Origin of the sequence: Ornithinibacillus californiensis (assembly GCF_001038485.1) — a bacterium.
GTDB lineage: Bacteria > Bacillota > Bacilli > Bacillales > Amphibacillaceae > Ornithinibacillus > Ornithinibacillus californiensis.
Genome location: NZ_LDUE01000046.1, coordinates 77,833 through 98,716, shown reverse-complemented (window position 1 = coordinate 98,716; position 20,884 = coordinate 77,833). Strand labels below are relative to the sequence as shown.

Annotated in this window: 19 protein-coding genes; 14 read left to right on the top strand and 5 right to left on the bottom strand. The window is 36.6% G+C overall.

Annotation, left to right across the window (positions count from 1 at the left end; genetic code table 11):
* Window positions 1-6 precede the first annotated feature (6 nt).
* The 5 genes from TE34_RS10605 (at window position 7) to TE34_RS10585 (ending at window position 4,891) form a co-directional block, all read left to right on the top strand.
* Window positions 7-858 (top strand): VOC family protein, encoded by an 852-nt coding sequence (locus TE34_RS10605; RefSeq protein WP_047984787.1) that lies wholly within the window; start codon window positions 7-9, stop codon window positions 856-858.
* A 32-nt stretch (window positions 859-890) separates the two neighbouring features.
* A complete protein-coding gene (locus TE34_RS10600; RefSeq protein ID WP_047984786.1) occupies window positions 891-1,523 on the top strand; it encodes an NAD(P)-dependent oxidoreductase in 633 nt (210 codons plus the stop codon).
* Between the two features lie 421 nt (window positions 1,524-1,944).
* On the top strand, window positions 1,945-3,432 hold the full coding sequence (putP, locus tag TE34_RS10595) for a sodium/proline symporter PutP (protein ID WP_047984785.1): 1,488 nt from the start codon (window positions 1,945-1,947) through the stop codon (window positions 3,430-3,432).
* Window positions 3,433-3,598: 166 nt separating this feature from the next.
* Window positions 3,599-4,324, top strand: a complete 726-nt coding sequence (locus TE34_RS10590) for an MBL fold metallo-hydrolase (protein ID WP_047984784.1) — start codon at window positions 3,599-3,601, stop codon at window positions 4,322-4,324.
* A 3-nt stretch (window positions 4,325-4,327) separates the two neighbouring features.
* Window positions 4,328-4,891, top strand: coding sequence for a TetR/AcrR family transcriptional regulator (locus TE34_RS10585; protein WP_047984783.1), 564 nt, complete (start codon window positions 4,328-4,330; stop codon window positions 4,889-4,891).
* Window positions 4,892-5,422: 531 nt separating this feature from the next.
* Here TE34_RS10585 and TE34_RS10575 read toward each other — a convergent pair.
* A complete protein-coding gene (locus TE34_RS10575; RefSeq protein WP_053075060.1) occupies window positions 5,423-6,652 on the bottom strand; it encodes a TolB family protein in 1,230 nt (409 codons plus the stop codon).
* A 184-nt stretch (window positions 6,653-6,836) separates the two neighbouring features.
* Between TE34_RS10575 and rlmD the strand changes: the two genes are divergently transcribed.
* The 4 genes from rlmD (at window position 6,837) to TE34_RS10555 (ending at window position 10,386) form a co-directional block, all read left to right on the top strand.
* Entirely contained in the window at window positions 6,837-8,234 is a 1,398-nt protein-coding gene (gene rlmD / locus TE34_RS10570) for a 23S rRNA (uracil(1939)-C(5))-methyltransferase RlmD (protein ID WP_047984780.1), read from the top strand.
* Between the two features lie 472 nt (window positions 8,235-8,706).
* The gene (locus tag TE34_RS20285) at window positions 8,707-9,519 is read left to right on the top strand and encodes a LytTR family transcriptional regulator DNA-binding domain-containing protein (RefSeq protein ID WP_053075059.1); all 813 of its coding nucleotides are present in this window, start codon (window positions 8,707-8,709) and stop codon (window positions 9,517-9,519) included.
* 343 nt (window positions 9,520-9,862) lie between these two features.
* Window positions 9,863-10,054: an aspartyl-phosphate phosphatase Spo0E family protein gene (locus TE34_RS10560; RefSeq protein ID WP_047984779.1), complete on the top strand. Its 192-nt coding sequence runs from the start codon at window positions 9,863-9,865 to the stop codon at window positions 10,052-10,054.
* Window positions 10,055-10,149: 95 nt separating this feature from the next.
* Complete coding sequence (locus tag TE34_RS10555; RefSeq protein ID WP_047984778.1) at window positions 10,150-10,386, top strand: small acid-soluble spore protein Tlp; 237 nt, start codon at window positions 10,150-10,152, stop codon at window positions 10,384-10,386.
* A 107-nt stretch (window positions 10,387-10,493) separates the two neighbouring features.
* On the opposite strand, the gene TE34_RS10550 is transcribed toward TE34_RS10555, so the two are convergent.
* Both TE34_RS10550 and TE34_RS10545 read right to left on the bottom strand, forming a co-directional pair.
* Window positions 10,494-11,303 carry a cupredoxin domain-containing protein gene (locus TE34_RS10550; protein ID WP_047984777.1) on the bottom strand — a complete coding sequence of 270 codons (810 nt, stop codon included), beginning with the start codon at window positions 11,301-11,303 and terminating at the stop codon, window positions 10,494-10,496.
* A 270-nt stretch (window positions 11,304-11,573) separates the two neighbouring features.
* Window positions 11,574-12,032: a DUF2269 family protein gene (locus TE34_RS10545; protein ID WP_047984776.1), complete on the bottom strand. Its 459-nt coding sequence runs from the start codon at window positions 12,030-12,032 to the stop codon at window positions 11,574-11,576.
* A 206-nt stretch (window positions 12,033-12,238) separates the two neighbouring features.
* On the opposite strand from TE34_RS10545, the gene TE34_RS10540 reads away from it, so the two are divergent.
* From TE34_RS10540 to TE34_RS10530, 3 genes are all read left to right on the top strand, one after another.
* Window positions 12,239-12,919 carry a response regulator transcription factor gene (locus tag TE34_RS10540; RefSeq protein ID WP_047984775.1) on the top strand — a complete coding sequence of 227 codons (681 nt, stop codon included), beginning with the start codon at window positions 12,239-12,241 and terminating at the stop codon, window positions 12,917-12,919.
* 164 nt (window positions 12,920-13,083) lie between these two features.
* Window positions 13,084-13,644: a hypothetical protein gene (locus TE34_RS10535; RefSeq protein WP_047984774.1), complete on the top strand. Its 561-nt coding sequence runs from the start codon at window positions 13,084-13,086 to the stop codon at window positions 13,642-13,644.
* Entirely contained in the window at window positions 13,610-14,110 is a 501-nt protein-coding gene (locus tag TE34_RS10530) for a hypothetical protein (protein WP_047984773.1), read from the top strand. The genes TE34_RS10535 and TE34_RS10530 overlap by 35 nt, the downstream gene beginning before the upstream one ends.
* Window positions 14,111-14,298: 188 nt before the next feature.
* Here TE34_RS10530 and TE34_RS20280 read toward each other — a convergent pair whose 3' ends face one another.
* Entirely contained in the window at window positions 14,299-16,245 is a 1,947-nt protein-coding gene (locus tag TE34_RS20280) for a sensor histidine kinase (RefSeq protein ID WP_053075058.1), read from the bottom strand.
* A 275-nt stretch (window positions 16,246-16,520) separates the two neighbouring features.
* Here TE34_RS20280 and pepV point away from each other — a divergent pair, with 275 nt between their 5' ends.
* Complete coding sequence (gene pepV / locus TE34_RS10520; RefSeq protein WP_047984772.1) at window positions 16,521-17,930, top strand: dipeptidase PepV; 1,410 nt, start codon at window positions 16,521-16,523, stop codon at window positions 17,928-17,930.
* A 56-nt stretch (window positions 17,931-17,986) separates the two neighbouring features.
* Here the strand turns inward: pepV and cysK are convergent, their stop codons facing one another.
* Window positions 17,987-18,910, bottom strand: a complete 924-nt coding sequence (gene cysK / locus TE34_RS10515; protein WP_047984771.1) for a cysteine synthase A — start codon at window positions 18,908-18,910, stop codon at window positions 17,987-17,989.
* Window positions 18,911-19,073: 163 nt separating this feature from the next.
* On the opposite strand from cysK, the gene TE34_RS10510 reads away from it, so the two are divergent.
* A complete protein-coding gene (locus TE34_RS10510; protein ID WP_047984806.1) occupies window positions 19,074-20,867 on the top strand; it encodes a M3 family oligoendopeptidase in 1,794 nt (597 codons plus the stop codon).
* The last annotated feature ends 17 nt before the right edge of the window (window positions 20,868-20,884 follow it).

Here is a 20,884-nt window from a genome sequence, read left to right as displayed (position 1 = left end):
GATAGTATGGGATTTCACAGTACACCAACAACATTTGTTAGTCATGTCAATATAAAGATAGAGAACTTAGCAAGATCTTTACAGTTTTATCAAGAAATTATTGGGTTCGATATTTTAGAACAAACATCTCATACAGCAAAACTCACAGCGGATGGAAAGACAAGCATCCTATCACTAGAACAACCGGAAAACGTGATACCTAAACATGGAAAAACAACAGGATTATATCACTTTGCACTTCTATTACCACAAAAATCTGATTTAGCGAATATCGTTGTTCACTTAACAGAAAAGGGTATTCGTTTCGGTTCTTCTGATCATCTTGTTAGTGAAGCATTGTATCTTAATGATCCAGATGGAAATCAGATTGAAATTTATATTGACCGTGAACCCTCTCAGTGGGTTTGGAATGGTGAAGAAGTTGCCATGGCTGTAGATCCATTAGATTTTGAAGAGCTATTAAAAAATGCTGAACCAGGAAAAACCTGGAAAGGATTGCCTCGAGAAACGGTTATGGGACATATCCATTTACATGTTGCCGAATTGACAAAAACAGAAGAGTTCTATGTGAATGGTCTTGGATTTGATGTGGTCAACCGGTACGGGGCAGGAGCTTTATTCCTGTCTACTGGGAAATACCATCATCATATTGGAGTGAACACTTGGAATGGTATAGGGGCTCCTAAGCCGGCTGAAAATAGTGTTGGTATGGAATCTTTTACGCTCATTTTACCTAATGAAGAAGCAATCAATGAAACGACAAATAACCTGCAAAAAATAGGTGTAACCGTAACAGAAGAAGATGGAAGACGTATTACGTATGACCCGTCTGGAAATCGTATTGAGTTATCTTTTTAATATAGTTACGAGTGACGAGGAGGAATATTGGTATGAAAGTTGCAGTAATTGGGGCAAGTGGTAAAGCAGGTAGTTTAATTTTGACAGAAGCGGTAAACCGAGGTCATCAAGTAACAGCTATCGTTAGGAATGCAGCGAAAATTAAAGATCAAAACATCCCCGTCTTGGAGAAAAGCATCTTTGATTTAGATACCAATGACCTTAAACCATTTGATGTAGTCATTAATGCATTTGGAGCTCCACTTAGTGAAGAACAAGCGCACGTGGATGCTGGACATGCTTTAATTGAGGCTCTTAAAGGAACTGATACAAGGTTATTAGTAGTTGGGGGAGCTGGAAGTCTTTATATAGATGAAAGCAAAACGATGAAGTTAATTGATACACCTGAATTTCCAGATTTCGTGAAACCAACTGGAAAAGGTCAAGGACGAAATCTAGAAGAATTATCTCAAGCAACTGACTTAACTTGGACATTTATTAGTCCATCAGCTATTTTTGATGCAGAAGGAAAACGAACAGGCTCTTATCAAGAGGGAAAAGATGTCCTTCTCGTGAATTCAGAAGGTCAAAGTTATATTAGCTATGCAGACTTTGCTATTGCAGTAGTGGATGAAGTGGAAAATGCGAAGCATATAAATGAGCGATTTACTGTTGTTGGTGAATAAGATATAGTTTCTTTGAACCCATTAAATTAGAATACAAATTATTAGTCAATTAAATTGATCAGAGAAGAAGCACTTATCCAGGTAGAACTTGGAATAATTTCTAAAACAACACGTATAAATATACAAAGTTAGGACTACTTCTAGGTAGTCCTATTTAACTATAAGGGAGTATATCTTGAAATATGTCAAAAGATTTATATATTATTTCACAAAATTCTACAAATATTTGACAAATATGTGAATAGTAATATATTATATACAATATGTGAAATATTTTTACAAATCGGCGTATTTCACCAAAAAGAAGTGAAAGCGTTTTCTGTGTGGATCTAATGACACCATTGTCATTGATTATAAATAAACGGTGGCCTATTGTCTCTAGATAGGATGAAAGGCCTAATAAAAAGGAGGAGGAGAAATTATGTCGAGTGATGAAATTTATCAACTCATAGCTATCATTATTTATATGGTAGGAATGCTCGTCATCGGTTGGTATGCATACCGACGTATATCAAATCTGAATGATTACATGTTAGGGGGACGTTCTCTAGGTCCAGCGGTAACGGCACTTAGTGCAGGGGCATCCGATATGTCTGGTTGGTTACTGATGGGGCTTCCAGGAGCTATTTATGTCTCTGGTCTTGATCAGGCTTGGATAGCAATTGGTCTTACAATTGGAGCGTACCTGAACTGGTTGTTTGTTGCACCACGACTTCGTACTTACACACAAGTATCCAATGACTCTATTACAATACCGAGTTTCTTGGATAATAGATTAAAAGATAATTCTAAAATTCTACGTATTGCATCAGGAATCATTATCCTATTATTCTTCACATTCTACGTATCATCTGGAATGGTAGCCGGTGGAGTATTTTTCGAAAGTTCATTTGGCTTAAGTTATCATAGTGGTTTACTTGTTGTATCTGCGGTAGTTATCGCCTACACATTATTTGGTGGATTCCTTGCCGTTAGTTACACAGACTTTATTCAAGGACTAATCATGTTCTTAGCACTTATCCTTGTTCCAGTTATTGCAGTATTTGTTACAGGTGGAGTAGGGGAAACGGTTGATTCTATTAAAGCAGTTGACCCAGGTTTATTAAGCTTATTCGCTGGAGCGACTACTGCTGGAGTAATCTCTTCAATCGCTTGGGGATTAGGTTATTTTGGCCAACCTCACATTATCGTACGTTTTATGGCGATTAAGAGTGTTCGAGAGACAAAGCAAGCAAGAAGAATCGGTATTGGTTGGATGATTCTTTCATTAATGGGTGCAATTCTAGTTGCACTAATTGGTGTAGCATATTTCCAACAGAATCCTAGTGCTACACTAGTTGACCCTGAAGCTATCTTTATCGCGATTGGGCAAGTAGTATTTCATCCATTTATCGCAGGTATTATGCTAGCAGCAGTACTTGCAGCGATTATGAGTACGATTTCTTCCCAATTGATTGTAACTTCATCCGCACTAATTGAGGATATTTATAAAGCGGTTGTGAAGTCAGACGCCTCAGAAGGAAGATACGTGTTATTAGGAAGACTTGCAATTCTAGTAGCAGCAGCAGCGGCTCTATACTTTGCTTGGTCTAAGAACGAAACCATCCTTGACCTTGTAGGATTTGCATGGGCAGGATTTGGTGCTTCATTTGGTCCGATAATTCTATTATCATTATACTGGAGAAAAATTACTGGACTTGGAGCACTTGCCGGTATGGTAGTCGGAGCAGTTACTGTTGTAATCTGGGGAAGCTCAGAAACACTATCCGGTATCTTATACGAAATCGTTCCTGGATTTGTATTAAGTTTAATTGTTACAGTAGTAATTAGTTTAATAACTTATAAACCAAATCCAGAAATTGAAGCAGAGTTTGATGAATCAATCAGACTATTAAAAGAAGAACAATAATAGATTACTAGAGCCTGGTCTCCAAATGGGGATCGGGTTTTTTCATGTTTGTTAATTTTTTAGTAAAGAAGCACTTGCATAAACTAATACCATTAGTTATAGTGAAACTAATGGTATTAGTTTTCTGGTAACGGAAGTGAATTTAATTCTAATGGGGGGAAAAGTGATGAAAGTAACACGATATCATAATCTTTATCAATTAACGATTTTTCCAAGGGTTTTTCCAGTGAATTGTTATATTTATGAGGAAGAGGATCAATTGACCTTAATTGATGCAGGTATGCCTAGTAGTTATAAAGGCATAGTGCAAACGGTCCAAGAAATTAACAAACCATTAACGAATATTGTTTTAACGCATGGACATGGTGATCATGTTGGAGCGTTAGATAAATTGAAGCAGGCATTTCCTAATGTAGTAGTTTCCATATCTGAACGTGATAATAGTTTGTTAAAAGGAGATACTTCTCTAAGGGCAAATGAAGCACAAACTCCTATTAAAGGAGGGGTACCTAAAGGGATACAAACAGAAGCAAATCAACTACTTAGAGAAGGGAACCGAGTTGGTTCTTTGGAGGTGTTCCTGACACAGGGGCATACACCAGGTTCTATCTCTTTATTGGATACAAAAAACAACGCCATCATTGCAGGGGATGCTTTTCAAACAAGAGGTCGAGTAGCGGTTTGTGGGCAAATAGTACGGAGTTTTCCATTCCCTGCTTTCGGTACATGGAATAAAGAGATTTCATTAGAGAGTGCGAAGAAGATATGGAGGTTGCGGCCATCGTTGTTAGCTGTAGGTCATGGGAATATGATTGAAAACCCAAGTCAGCAAATGGAAACGGCAATTAAAGAGGCAGAAGAGAAATTAGGAGTTGAACAGAAAGGAGCTTAATGTATGCCTAGAGTAGGACTTGATTTAAGCAAAATTATCCAGGCCGCTGCCAAAATAGTAGATGAACAGGGAGTAGAAGCGATAACGCTAGCAGCTATAGCTAGGGATTTATCCGTTAAGCCACCATCTCTATTTAATCATGTTCAAGGGCTCTCCCAAATTAAGAGAGAGCTCTCACTTATTGGTGTTAAGATGCTATATGATACGATGCAACCAGCATCAGATGGCAAATTAGGAGATGAAGCGATTTTTGCACTTGCAAATGCCTACCTTCAATTTACGAGAGACCATCCAGGTTTATATGAGTTTACGATTGCGTTACCCCACCCAAAAGATGAAGAGATAGAAAAAGAAGGGAATAAAATTATTGCATTAATCACTGAAGCGTTACGTAATTATCAACTCTCAGAAGAGAATGCAATTCATGCTGTAAGAGGGTTAAGGAGTATTCTTCATGGATTTTCCTCTCTGGAGCAAAAGGGAGGATTTGGTATGCCATTAAGAAAGGAAGAAAGTCTAAATTTAGTAATAAAGGCATTTCTAACTGGTTTGGATCAGATTAAATAAATTTGTTGGCTTTTGGAATATATCACCACCTAACGGAAAAACTGTTCCATAAAGGTTGGTGATAAAAATGGTATTAGTCTCCATGTTATTCCTAATTTTCTTCATATTATATTTTGCTCAAATGCGAAACAATCTTGTGGAAATATACGAGGGAAACGATGACGATATTACCGATTCTCAACAGATATTTTGGTTGTTGAAAAACAGTCAACTACAACCAAAATATTCGATACCAGTTGATTGGAGTTCAACGATGAATTTCAGAAAAGGGTCGGATAGGGTAGTCATATCAGTTCATGGAAAAAACGCTGAAAGAGCTCACGAAATAATTATAAATTACCGTTTAGAGCAAAGAAAGATGGTGCGAAATATTGAAAATGAGCGACGAAAAAGTGAAAGCTTATTTCTCGGGTAGTAAGCTAGAATGCTAATAATTGATATGTCAGCTTGTAGAGAAAGGATTCGTTATCTCTACAAGCTGTTTTTATTGAGTAATGATGAGCGGAAATTTTATCAAGGGAACACCGTGAATTATTCCGGAGAAAAATCAATAGCATCAACATTTTCAATCCATGCTTCAGCCATTGTACCATCTGGATTTGCTTTCCAGAGTGTTCTCTCGTCATCTGTAATAGAAGTTCCTCTCAGCCAAACAAGTTTATCCAGAGATTTAATATACTGTGGGTAATAATCGCCATACCCTTTGGGAGGGTTTGTGATTGCTACCTGCTTATTATCATTTAAGCTTATGGAATAAAGTGTTGGTAATGGATGCTTACTAAAGTCATTAGACCACTCTCGTTCTTCCATTCTTGATGTCACGATTGAATTATTTGTAATCCAATCAAATTCCATATCGATGTAATTTTCTGGTGTGTACTGAACGGACGCAGGCATTTCTTGTAGCTTTAAACTCTTATTCTTAAAACCAGTAACAAGTCGACCTCCACCAGCAATAAATGCAAGAGTATCTGTTGTTGGAGCCCACTTTGGTTCCCCTACACTAGTAGTAATAACTTCATCTAATATTGTAAAATTTTCTCCGTCCCTATCAATCACACAAAGCATATTACTATCCATCGCCCAAGAAGCCGTTGGTGAAACAATAAAGGAGATCCACTTACTACTAGGAGAAAATCCAAATTCTACTGCATTCACAGCAATGACCTTCGCATTACCAATCCCGATTTCCTTAGGCAATGTAAAAAAATGATCAACATCACCAAATAAGACGACATCATCATAGTTTTCATCTACCTCTTTGGTATATAAAATGGCACTGGACCAACCATCAGGTCTAGCAACCCCGGAAGAGGACATCAAGAAGCCGTTCCCCTCTGGATACCATACATAATCAGTTACACCCGTAGAGATATTATAAAACTTCTCTAAATCAGAAATGTCTAGTATTCCTCTATCAATATAGGCAACAACATTCTTGTTTGGAGCCCACTCTGGAGCTAGTCCATTTCTAGCGATCCGTTTCTTTTCTTTCGTTTCAATATGATATACCCAAATTTCATTATCATCTTGATTCTCTTTTGTAGCCTCTAATTGATATAAAATCCATTTGCCATCATAGGACCATTTCGGATTGTAAACGGTTCGGTTTTCGTTCGTAATTTGTCTTTCTTGGTCTCCAATAAGTGTATATAGATTGCCATCTCGAATAAAGGCTGCTTTTGTGTTATTAGTATTAGCAAAAGCAACGGAAGGAAAGAGAATAATAATGGTAATTGTTAATGTCAGGAACCGTTTCACAATGAAAACCTCCTCTAATCATTTGGTTACATCTAATATCCTTCTAGAATGAAAGATTATGTATGAATGGTCATTCCCAATTGAACTTTGTTCCGCTATAATAGGAAAGTATGCAAGGAAGTAAAACTGTTAAGATTGATACTATAGATTCATATAGATAACACTTGCGAGAGGAGGAGCAATCTTGACGACAGTAAAAAGTGAAACATATATTGCTGAAATTAATGATTTAGATAAAAAGGGTTCCGGCCGTTCGGTTGTTTGGCGTGATGTAGGGGAAGTGAATCCGCGGAAGTTAAAGCTAACTATTCCGCAAACACTACCTGGAGAAAAAGTACGTGTTACCGTTGGACAACCCAATAGAAAAAGAACGTTAGTAATGCCTGACGAAATTGTGGAGGCCCATCCAGAGAGAGTGGAAGCTCCATGCCCACATTTTGATCGTTGTGGTGGTTGTGTATGGCAGCATTGGAAGTACACAGGCCAACTAAATGAGAAGACAAGCCATGTAAAGAAAGTCTTAGAGGAACAAGGTTTTGATTCGAATCTAGTACATGACACGATTGGTATGGATAACCCATGGCATTATCGTAATAAAATGGAGTTTACTTTTGCCAAAGACGGATCTTTAGGACTGCATGAACTTGGTAACTGGAGACAGATTATTTCTTTAGAGACATGCTTAATTGCTGGGAAAGAAATGGTAGAGGCTACCATGGTAGTTGCGGATTGGGCTAAAGAGCATGAACTTTCAGGATATGATAAGGACACACATGAAGGGCTACTACGTCACTTAATGGTACGTCAGTCATTTGCAACGGGAGAAATCATGTTAGGTCTTTTCGCAACAGAGTCTCCTACTGGTGAACTGGAACATGCAGCGAAGGATTTAGAAGAACGCATTACTAAGAAATTCTCACAAGTGAAGAGTCTAATGTGGTTTAAAAACACGGATTGGGCGGACCGTACGCAAGCGGAGGAAATTAATACGCTAGCTGGTCGTGACTTCATTTATGATGAGATGTTAGGCTATCGTTACCGTATTTGGTTTGATACGTTCTTCCAGACGAATCCAACACAAGCGCAGAAGTTAGTTGAATTAGCAATAGAAATGGGTAAACCAAAAGAATCAGAGAAAATGATTGATTTATTCTGTGGTGTCGGTACGTTCTCTCTACCTTTTGCAAGCCGTGTCGGTAAGCTAGCAGGAATAGAAATTGTGGAAACTTCCATTGAATCTGCTAAGCGTAATGCAAAAGATAATGGAATTGAGAATACGTACTTCCTAGCAAAAGATGCAAGACGTGGAATTGATGAAGTGCTAGAAAGTTTTGGTATTCCTGAGTTACTATTACTTGATCCACCTCGCTCTGGTGCAGGCGGTAAGGTAATGCGCAGAATCGGACGTGCACAGCCTGAACGTGTGGTCTATGTATCTTGTAATCCAGATACGTTTGCGGTAGATATTAAGGAGCTTGAACCTTTTGGATATGAACTTGTTGAGGTTCAGCCGGTGGATCTTTTCCCGCATACGATGCATGTGGAATGTGTGGCATTACTAGTTAAAAAAGATAAAGCATAAAAATGATATTTGGGCAGGTTTTACACCTGAACACACTACTAAAAAAACCTCACTTTGGTGCTTTGTCATCAAAGTGAGGATTGCTATTACTAGTAATACTAAATCAAATTTTGAAAGTCTTATTAATCTCCACGCTTAAACCTTCAAAAATAAAAGACTGTGCTTCCTCGCTTTTTGTGTATGTCGCACTGTTGCTAATATTAGTACCTTCAAAATGATAAAAAGTTACTTTTGATCTATCAATTTTTTTCCATATGCCGTTACTTTCAGTGTATAACTTTAGTCACTTATTCTGAAAAAATAATATCCCCGATCAGTGTGATTGCTATAAATAATCTATAAAGCCTAGTAGCCAATAAATGTAATTCGGTAACTGACTTCCTATTACTAGTTCTTGTCAATTATTACATAATGTAGTATTCTGAAAATTGAGAAGAAAATAGGTTAAATTAAATGTAATGGGGAAAATAAAATGAGCGATCCTAGATATATAAAACAATTGGATATACATCATACCGGAATGGTTTTTACGGTTGTAAAAAAAGGTAATGAATTTGTTCATACTAACATTGAAGGACAGTTAGTTTATAACCTAGGATATACACCGAGTGATATTATAGGTAAAACTTTAACGGAACTCTTTCCTGGGGAATATGCCGAGATGAAATATAACTATTACTCAGATGCTTGGGCAGGGAACATTATCCACTATGAAAGTATTATAAATGGGATTCAATATATTGCCTTTTTGAGGCCAATCTTAGAGGGCGGTAAAGTAGTTGAAGTGATAGGATCGTGTATTAATGTAACAGAGCAAACCGAATTACAAAAATCTATGTCTATAAAGAACAATTCAAAACCCATTTTCTTAACAAGTTTAACGGAAGAAAAATTATATAATGCTCTACAAACCGCTGCTGACCTAATCAATCATACTTCGAGGCAAGCGAATAATGCTGAGAGAAGGAACTTGACGATTAAAGAGAATAATAATATCATCTTTATCCCAGTTTCGGAGATTATATTTATTGAAAGAGTGGAGAGAAAATCACTTATTCATACAAAGAACAAACGATTTGAAACGTATGAAGCCTTAACTTGTTTGCATCAACAACTAAACGATAACTTTATAAGGTGTCATAAGTCTTATATATTAAATACAGATTATTTAGAGGTTATTGAACAAAGAGGCCAAAAATATATTGCCCATTTTAGGGACTACGATATGGAAGCTAGAATTTCAATCAACTTGGTTAAGTTATTAAAAATGTATAAATCAAACTAACTCGGCAACTATTTTGCTGGGTTTTTTTAATTTTTATAAAATTATATATTTTTTGTTTCTAATTATGAAATTAATGCCTAAAACAGTTAATATATTGTTCGAAATATGTTAGATATTGTTTGAAGTGAATTAGACAACAAAATAAATTACCTATATTATAGGACCTATTATATAGATTGAAAACAAGCATGGGTTCTATTCTGATTCTTATTAACTAAGATCGAAAGTTGCGAGATGAAATAATAGGAAATTAAGCCTAAAGCAAACGGTAAAATACCATATATATTCATCGAGGAAAACATGGGCATTTGGATCACTATTTTGAAAGGGGGAGACTACTGTTATGGGAAATGGAGAAATATTTCAACAAAATACTACCCTTCATTCTGAAATAGAAGATAAAAGGAAACGTCTCATTTTACTTGGAAAAGAATTGGGACTAACGCACCAAGAAACGGTACTAAACAGCCAGTTACTAGATGAACTAATCAATGAATATATTAAAAGTAAGTCGAAAGAAGGAAAAGATAGGTAATTCTCGTTTTTTCGATACATATACGAATCCAACAGTATATAAAAGTTAAAGGAAACCAAACTATAATAAAAATGAAAATAGTTGGAGGTTCCCCGATGTCTAAATCAAAACAATCAAATCCGGATAATCGAAGAAATAATGTAGAACGACTCCATGACATGATTGAAAAGACACAGGAAAAATTAAGTGATGCTGAAGCGAGTTTAGAATTTGCGAGCCCGGAAGAACGAGCATTCCTTGAACAGAAAAATGAGCGCCGTAGACAATCTATTGAAGCAATGGATAAAGAAATGAAAGAGGAAATGGCTGCACGTAAGAAAGGGGAATATTGATATATTGGTGTAAACCTATAACAAAATGTCTCTCTCTTTACTTATATAGCGAGTAATAGTGAAAGCAGGATCCTAAAGGTTCCTGCTTTTTGTAATGAATAAATTTTCTATTCGTGAACTGTTAATATCCCTTTGATATTGGAGTTGAAATAGTCATGATGTGATTTACATTCGTACGTATAGGTACCCGGCTTAGGGTTGATAAAGAGCAGCCCAGTTCTACCTTGCTCCATGTGCACACTAGCTTCTAGTTCTGGAAAACTAAGTATATGGCACTCGTTCTCTGATTCGTTACGAACTTGAATTGCAATTGGTTGGCCAGCTCTAAGCTCTAGAGATGCTGGTTCAACGGAATCTGGATTCATTACGATTGTTGGGAGGACCTCTAAAGTATTCGCATTTACACCAGTAACCCAGTGAAGCTGAAGATAGAAACTGATAAGAATACCCATGCCTACTATTCCATAAAATGCATACTTTAATTTGATGAGCCAAGGTTTAGGTTCTAAATGGTTGCTGTTATTTCTAATATTGAAAATGAGCCCAGCAACGGAAGCTATCAGTATGGTAACAACATATAAGGAGCTTAATAGACTGATTCCAATAAAAGGATTACTTGCTTCTAGCATCGCGTTATATTCTGGGTCAATGTTTTGAAACATGGATATTAAGAAAGATGGTACCGTAAGAACACTAAATAGCAGTCCATAGAGGATACTTATTATCGGTACCCATTTCCATTTCACTGTGATCAGAAGAATTACAATGAATATAGAAATTCCAACATTCATGATATGAATAAATGGGAAGTGTCTTAGTAGAAACATCCCTGTAAAAAGTATGGTCGCGACTTGGAATAGAAGTGTCGACACCACAATTTGCAGATATGGGTTCATTACCTTAAATTTTCCACGCATTTTTCCCTCCTCAATAATTTATTCTAATCTTGTATTCATCATATACACTATGATGTCACTATCGGTAGTAACACAAGTCATGTGACTGTCACGATAATGCTTGTTTAGCTCTAAAGGCGGGCATTTCAGTTGAATATATAAAGTTTGTTCTCACTAATTGTCCTTTGTGTGAAAAGTACCAATCACATGAAAAGCAAAATTAATTTACGATTATGAAATTATAACAAGAAGACCACTCGTTTGGAGTGGTCATTCCCAGTTACTATGGAATTATAAAATAGGTTTTAAAATCATTAAAATAAATAACAGAGTACCCATACAAGAGGCGATATAATAATAGCGGTTTGCCTTACTTAATGTAGCAGATTGTTCTGAAGGAAGCGGTTCATAATCTGATAAAGTGTTATCCTCTTTTACCCAATGTACTAACTCTTTTGTAATTGGTGCAACAAAGCCAATAACTACTACTTGTATACCAATATACAAGAGGATGGATCCTAAAATCCAAAATTCAGTAAAGGACCAGCTAGACCAGATGACAAGTGCGATACCAGACAGTACAGCTATACTACCACCAATCTTTGGAAAGAATTCCAGCATCTTTGATAACTTAAGAGATTGTTTGAAATCCCCAACAGTTTGCTTCTTGCGAAAAAAGACATGACCGAAGAATGTAGGGCCAACTCCTATGATTGCAGATAAAACATGAATTAATACTAACCATTTCATATTGTTTTTCCTCCTAGAATTTTCCTTAATTCGAAGTTTCTTCATTATCATAGCTAAGAATCGGTCACTAGGTTAAGTTACATGTGTCATAGTAATTGTCACTTTCATATATCTGCAAATGACTTGGCATGTTACAGGGGTATAATATGATAGAATATTAGTAATAGATAGAAAAAAATTCTTGAGTCGAGGGGAGTGGTAATTAGGTGCTGAGAATAGTGATTGCGGATGATCAAACGTTATTTCGAGAAGGTCTACAAACAATTATTAATTTAGAGGATGATATGGAAGTGATAGGAGTTGCAGGTAACGGGCAAGAGGCGATAGAGCTTGTTCAAAAGCTACAACCCGATGTAGTTTTAATGGATGTAGAGATGCCTGTAATGAATGGGGTGGAAAGTACCCGCCACATTAAAGATAAATTTCCGGATACGAAGATCTTAATTTTAACAACCTTTGCAGAGGACAATTACATCGTGGAAGGATTAGCCCATGGTGCTAGTGGTTACATGCTAAAAGACCTCCAGGCAGATACGCTAATTTCTAGTATTCGTAGTGCTGCGGATGGTCAGTTCATGCTACCAGCACCAATTGCAACTAAACTTGCCTCACGTCTCTATGAGTCATCAGCAATTGTAGATACCCCTTTTGCCCGGAGTCGCATGTCTGAACATGTAATGGATGGATTAACTGAGCGAGAGAAGGATATAGCCGCTTTGATTGTCAAAGGCTTTACCAATAAGGAGATAGCTGCTCGCGTATTCATGAGCGAAGGGACAGTTCGTAATTATATTAGTGTTATTTATTCGAAGATCGGCACAAGCGAGCGTAGTAAAGCTATGATTCTGTTAAAGGAAGCTGTCGAATCCAAGAAACTAGATACATAGGTGTTTTTATAGAATAGATGTTTACTGAGGATGGTAGAATGCTCTTTTAAAGAGCATTACTACTATCTTTTTTTATACACTTCCTTACGAAACACATGACAATTGTAACTAACGAATGTGACAGGATGATTGCTATGCTATATCTCAAAGAGGGGGAGCTATACATGCATTTCATACCGTGTAAGAATGATGAGGAAATAGGAATGATGGTAGATTTCATCCTAAATCATCGTCAAGAGATTAATGCGAATTATGATGCAAAAACTACCTTTTTCTCCATAGGTACTCAATTATTATATGGAGAAGTAGCAATAGCGGTAAGTAGTCAGGAGCAAGTTGTTGGAACTGTTGGGTATATCAGTGGCACACCGGAATATCAGTTTCAAGATACGCACCGTGCAAGAATTGAAATGGTTTATATCGATGAAAATTACCGATGTACCAATCTTTTTATCAAGGGAATTATGTGGGTAATCGATTTATTAAAGGGTACAAACAAGGATGTAACACATATTGAATTTTATGTACCTAAGGAAAATAGAAAGCTTCAACAATTGTCCTCTAAATTCGCCCAAATGGATACCGAAAGTAAATCTAATTTTGGTGTAGAGGTTCGATATATAGCATCTATTCAGAAAGTGCAATTATATTTTGATAAACTGCAAAAGAATCGAAAGAGGGTGTCAAAAGATGGAACTACGAATAATAATTTGTCAGGAAGATGAGCATTTTGAAACGTTTGCTAGATTTCTAATGAAGTATCGAAAAGATCTCTATTCATCCTATGATATTCAATTTACGATTAACGTCATTTGTGATGCTTTTATCCATTCCAAAATAGTGCTCTTATTAGACAATCAGGAAAGTGTTATCGGCTGTTTTGTATATCATGTGGATGAGGATTCAAATGTACTATTTATCGAGCAAGCTCTTTTGCACCCTGATTCTCGAAGAAGACTAACATTTATTTACGGGATGAAACAGATTCTAGACCATATTTTCATAACTAACCCATCCATAAAAGTTGTCCAGTTTCTCGCAGAAACCAATAATTCGTATATCAATCATCTTTACTCCAAATTTGCAACCATGCTTACGTCTATTAAAGTAGTTGGCGAGAAAAGAAATCTTTATTCTACGGATAAGGATCAACTGGTTAATTACTATAATCAATTCTTTGAAAGGAGGTGAGGATGATGTTGGCACCTAGGCAAGGAGAAGAGAAATCAGGGTTCTTTAAGATAGCGCAAACAAAAGCACCAGTTTGGACAAATAAAATTATTCGTGTGAGTGTACCTGTAAAGTAAAGACGTAGTGTTACTATCTAAAAAGAGTCATTCTAATGGTTTATCCGTAGAATGACTCTTTTATTTGATGAATTATACTGGAAAACGAATGTCTAACACATAATTCCATTCTTCTTCAGAAAGCTGTTGGAGCTTCCCTTGAATGCTTTCTACACGCGTTGTCATCGTGGTTAGTCCAAAGCCAAGCTCTGTATTAAGAGCAGCTTTACCATCGTTTTTTAATTGGAAAATTATCCAATCATCTTGTACTGTCAGACTAAAATAGAACGTTTGGCATTCCCCATGCTTAATTCCATTTGTCATACCTTCCTTTAATGCCATGAATATGACATTTTTCTGAATGATTGTAAGTTCAGGTAGATCGGAGATTGCACTATTAATTTGAACACCAGCATATTCTTTTGTTTCGTCTATAATCTGTATTAAAGCATTTTTTAAGTCGTAATTCCACTCCGCATCTTTTAACAGACGGACAGAGGTACGTATTTCATCTAATCCTTTTCGAATAAGCTTTTGAGAAGTCTCCATTCTCTTCACAGCCTGTTCCGGTTGTTTGTAAATTAATCTTTTGCCAGCCTCAATCTGAACAATCGTAGTAGTAAGAGTATGTCCAACGATATCATGAATCTCTTGCGCAATACGATTTCGTTCTTCCAAAGCGGCAATTTCGACTGTTGCAGCAGTGCCTTCTTGAATACTGTTTACTAGTTGCTGATGTGTTTCTTCAAGCTCTTTTGTTCTTTCAAGTACCCTCTGTTCTAATTGGAGGTTATCCTCCTCGAGACGACTAGATAATTCTCGTAAGCTTGCAGCATACTCGATAACTTGTCTTGATGCTTCTTGATATCTTCTAATAATAATCATTGCACCAGGTAAGACAATGGTAAATGGTCGAATAATTTTTATTCCATTTACTACATCTATCAATTTTGCAGTTAAAGCAATATTTAAGGCGATTTCTAGAACGATAAAGAGTACTAGTCCAGAAGTGAATAGGACTAACTCAGAACTTTTTTGTCTTTTAATAGATAAAACAGATATTACTAATATAAACAGCATAGCTATCGTTATTAATATACTAAGCATAGGGAACAGTAGAAATACAATTTTAGAATGAATAGCTGTAGCTGTGATACCAATAATTCCTACTCCGGAAAATAGATATGTACACCATAGCACCCATCTTTGAAAAGCTGGATGAATGATTTCCCGAAAAAGGAGTAAGAGGAGCAAAAACGCGAGTACTTGACCTATGACAGAAAAATAAAATTCGCTTACTAGTCCCATTGGTAAAAACAGCTGTTTTGAAATTAAATAGGTAACGGATGGCCAAAGAGAAAAATGAACTATGATAAATAAAGCATAGTATAACAATAGTCGCAGCTTACGATTGTATAGATAAAGAAAGAATGCCAATAAACCAGTGACCATAAAGCCGATTATACTTACTAGATTGATCGCATCTTCTTTATAGATAAATCCAATTAAATCTGCTTCCTGCCCAATCGTATAAAGATAAGGTACCTTCCCTTGAAGGCGGATGTATATATTTTCAGATGCACTAGTAAGAGGAATTATATCCCAACGTGGGACATTTAGTCTTGGGTCAGTATTGTTTAGTTTTCCAGCTTGATAAATTAGTTGATTATCCTGATAGACTTCATAGTAAGAAGGGGTAGGGTAAAGGAATAACTGGATAGTTTCTAACTGATTAGCTATTTTAAGTGATTCTTGAGTTTGTTTCAATTCTTCCATTTGAGATAAAGAAATTCGAATCCATATAAGACCATCCCTACTACTTTTTTGGTGGGTAAATGGTGTCCATTGTGAATTAGTATCGTTTGAGTTTGGATTACTACTATCTTCCTCTAATAAATAATGAATAGAACTATGAGGAATTTCAAGGTAATCATCCAGTTTACTATAAGCTCTAGCTTCTGCTGGTAAAACAGTAATAGTAAGTAATATAAAAGCAAAGATGAGTACATAACATTTGCTGTACCTTTTTTTATTAATCATTGAAATATCCCCTTATTCCTTAATTAGTTGCTATTCGTTTAGAAAATGATATATTTTCTGAAAACAATTGTTCATTCAAATTATAAAACAAGTACTTAGAAGGTGGTAGTTACAATTGTAATGTTTAATAAATGGCATCTACTTTTCCATCTATATTTTGAAGCATAGAATTGTGTAACTAATTGAATAAGAGGTAAAATAGGAGCATAATCAAGTAGTTAAATTTAATACAAACGTTTGATTTAATTTTCATAGATAAGAGGAGTGAATTACATATGAGTAAAGTTAATTGGATGGAAGAAGTCACTAAAAGAAAAGAAGGTTTTATTAAAGATTTACAAGGACTATTACAAATAAAAAGTGTTCTAGACGAAGATAATGCTACTGAGGAAGCACCACTTGGACAGGGAATAAAAGACGCCTTGCAATACATGCTAGATTTAGGTGAAAAAGATGGATTTACTAGTAAGAACGTAGGCAATCTTGCAGGTCATCTCGAAATGGGCGAAGGTGAAGAACTAATTGGTGTGTTAGGGCATATCGATGTTGTTCCAGAAGGAGATGGGTGGAGTGTCGACCCTTATAGTGGGGAAGTGAAGGATGGAAAAATCTATGCACGTGGATCTGCTGATGATAAGGGACCAACTATTGCAGCATATTATGGTATGAAAATTGTTAAAGAGCTAGGTCTACCAATAAATAAACGAGTGCGTCTTATCATTGGGACAGATGAAGAAAGCGACTGGCGTTGTGTGGAACACTATTTCAAGCATGAAGAAATGCCAACAACTGGTTTTGTGCCAGATGCAGATTTTCCAATTATTTTTGCTGAAAAAGGTATTGCTGATTATGACATTGTACAGCCAGCTCAGGCAGAACAAGTTTCAGTGGAATTTGAGCTAGTATCATTCCAATCTGGTCGTCGATATAATATGGTTCCTGACTTTGCAGAAGTACATATAAAAGTGCAAGACGATGCATCAAACATAGTGCAAGATTTTCTGGCGTATTTAAGTGAAGCGAAATTAGAGGGTGATGCTAATACAAGTGACGGCAAAATAGTACTAACTCTAGTTGGGAAAAGTGCTCATGGTGCGGAGCCACGTTTTGGGAAAAATGCTGGAACATTAATGGCACAGTATTTACAAAAACTTGAATTAGATGAAGCAGGTAAAAAATATGTAGCTCGTGTTTCAGAATTTCATGATCAATCTCGAGGCGAAGTGTTTGGAGTTGAATATGAAGATGAAGACTCCGGTGAATTAACGATTAATGTTGGTGTAATGAACTATAGTAAAGACTCAGGTGGTCGTATTGGTTTAAATATGCGCTACCCGGTAACGTTCAATATCGATGAAGGTAAGCAAAAGATCGAAGAAGTATTAGCAGAAAAAGGTCTCCAATTAGAAAACTTTACGGATTCGAAACCTACTTATGTGAAAAAGGATGATCCATTAATTAAGACGTTGCAAAAGGTTTATGAGGAACAGACTGGTGAAACAGCCAATCTGCTAGCAATCGGCGGAGGAACGTATTCGCGGGCTCTAGATCACGGAGTAGCCTTTGGTGCTATGTTCCCAGGCCGTGAAGATGTCATGCATCAGAAGGATGAGTATGCGTTTGTAGAGGATTTATTAAAAGCTACGGCAATTTATGCCCAGGCAATTTTTGAATTATCGAAGTAGAGAACATATGAAAAAAGACATTGCTGACAACTCGCAATGTCTTTTTCATGTAATGTCTATTTCTCATCAAATAAATTCATACTCAAATAGCGTTCGCCAGTATCAGGTGCAATACAAACAATGCGTTTTCCTTTGCCTAACTTCTTCCCTACCTGTATTGCAGCATGAACAGCGGCAGCACCAGAAGGACCAATAAAAATACCCTCTAAACTGGATAGCCTACGAAGCATTGTCATTGCATCTTCATCCTCAATTTGGATGATTTCATCATAAATACTTGTATTCAATATGCTTGGGACAAAACCTGGACTTGTTCCCACAAGTTTATGCTTTCCCGGTTTTCCACCAGAAAGAACTGGAGATCCCTGTGGCTCTACGACCGCAATATGAATATTTGGTAGTTTTTCCTTTAATGTTTCCCCGGTACCAGTAACCGTTCCACCAGTTCCCGCCGTACAAACAAAGGCATCCAACTTTCCGTCCATTTGATCTAAGATTTCGAGTGCAGTGGTTGTACGATGGATATCTGGATTAGCTTCATTCTCAAATTGCTGTGGAATAAAGCTACCAGGTATTTCTTTTTGTAATTCCAAAGCTTTACGAATACAGCCTGGCATTTTTTCTTCACTAGGTGTTAACACAATCTTGGCACCGTAAGCCTGTAGAATACTCCGTCTTTCTAACGTGCTATTATCAGGCATAACGAGAATAGCTTTGTAGCCTTTTGCTGCGGCGTTCATAGCTAACCCAATACCAGTATTTCCACTAGTTGGTTCAATAATGGTGTCCCCAGGCTTAATAAGACCCTTTTCTTCTGCAATTCGAATCATATTATATGCAGCACGGTCTTTTACACTTTTGCTTGGATTAAACATCTCTAACTTTACATAAATATCTGCCGCATCTTCTGGTACTACTCTATTTAATTTAACAATAGGTGTTTCTCCTATTAAATTTGTTATATTTTCAACAACCTTCATTTATATACCTACTTCCTTAGGAGGTTTCTTGTTATTTTACTATTTGCGTGTAGTAATAATCAAATCACGGGATTATCTAATTTTATCAAATTTAGTGAGTTATTATAGTTTTCAATTATGTATGGAACCTTTACAATGGAATGAAAGGGAGAGTGAGAAATTAATGAAATACGTAGACACGTGGGATTTAGAAACAATTTTTCACGGAGGTACAAAATCTGAAGAACTTCAAGTAAAGTTAAAGGATCTTGAAACACAAATTATTGATTACCAAACGCTATTAAATGAATGGGATTATAAATCGCAACCAGTCGAGGCTTTTAAAACGATATTAAAAAAACAAGAATTGATTGGAAAAGGGTTAGGTCAATCCGGGACTTTCGTTTCCATGTGGCATGATGCATACATGAATGATGAACATGCAACAGTTGTAAAAGGCCAAATTATGGAACTTTATAGTGAGGTACAAAAGCTTTCTAATACGTTTACCAAGAAACTGGTTGATATTCCAGACGCTGATTGGAATAGTTTGTTAGAGGATAAGGAATTAAGCGAAGTCTCTTTCTCTCTAAGTGAAATTCGTGATGATGGCAAACGCCTCTTATCGGAAGACGAAGAAAAGCTAATTGCAGAACTAAACAAAGATGGTCTATCTGCCTGGAGCAACCTCTACGACACGGTTGTATCCATTATGACAATTCCATTTACTGATAAAGAAGGTAAGACTACCGATTTATCAGTTGGTCAAGCGATGAACAGAATGTATGCAGATCCAGACCCAGAAGTAAGAAAACAGTTATTTGAGAACTGGGAAGCGGCATGGACTAAGTATGGTCCAATATTCGCGGATACATTAAACCATTTAGATGGATACCGTATTACATTGCAGAAGAAACACCAGTATGAGGATCATTTAGAGGAACCGTTAGAATATAACCGTATGACGAAAGATACACTTAACGCTATGTGGTCTGCTGTATCTAACAACAAGCAACCTTTCCTTGATTTTCTACAACAAAAGGCAAAACTTCTTGGCATGGAAAAGCTAGGTTGGCAGGATGTAGATGCACCAGTAGCATTAGGCGATGTGAAACCTACTCGTTTTACATATGATGAAGCTTGTGACTTTATTATCGAAAACTTTGAATCATTTGGTCCGAAATTAGCTGACTTTACAAAACATGCATTAGAGAACCGTTGGGTAGAAGCAGAGGACAGACCAAATAAGCGACCAGGAGGATATTGTACGAGTCTTCCTGAGTTTGGAGAATCTCGTATCTTCATGACGTTTACTGGTTCATCTTCAGATACAAGTACGTTAGCACACGAGTTAGGCCATGCTTTCCATAGTCATGTGATGAAGGATTTACCAACATTAAATCGTCGTTACGCAATGAATGTTGCAGAAACAGCAAGTACATTTGCAGAGACTATTATTAATAATGCAACAGTTAATAATGCGAAAACAGATGGCGAAAAAGCATCCTTACTAAACGCTAAGCTAGAAAATGCAACGGCAATGTTTATGAACATTCATGCCCGTTTCCTATTCGAAAATGCATTTTATGAAGAACGTGCAAAAGGGATTGTCTCAGAAAAAAGATTAAATGAGTTAATGGTGGAGGCACAGAAAGAAGCATATGGAGATAGTTTATCTAGCTACCATCCGCATTTCTGGTGCAGTAAACTACACTTCTTTATTGACAGTGTACCGTTCTATAATTTCCCTTACACCTTTGGGTTCCTATTTAGCTTAGGAATCTATGCTGAGTACCGTAAGAATCCAGAAGGCTTTGAAGAGAAATACATTGCGCTACTTCGAGACACTGGTTCGATGAAGGTAGAAGACCTTGCAGCGAAACATCTAGATGTTGATATTACGAAAGAAGACTTCTGGGCTGCTGGAGTTCAATTAATGACTGAGGATGTAGAAGAGTTTATTCGTTTAACAAACTAAGTAGTATAGGTAGGTAG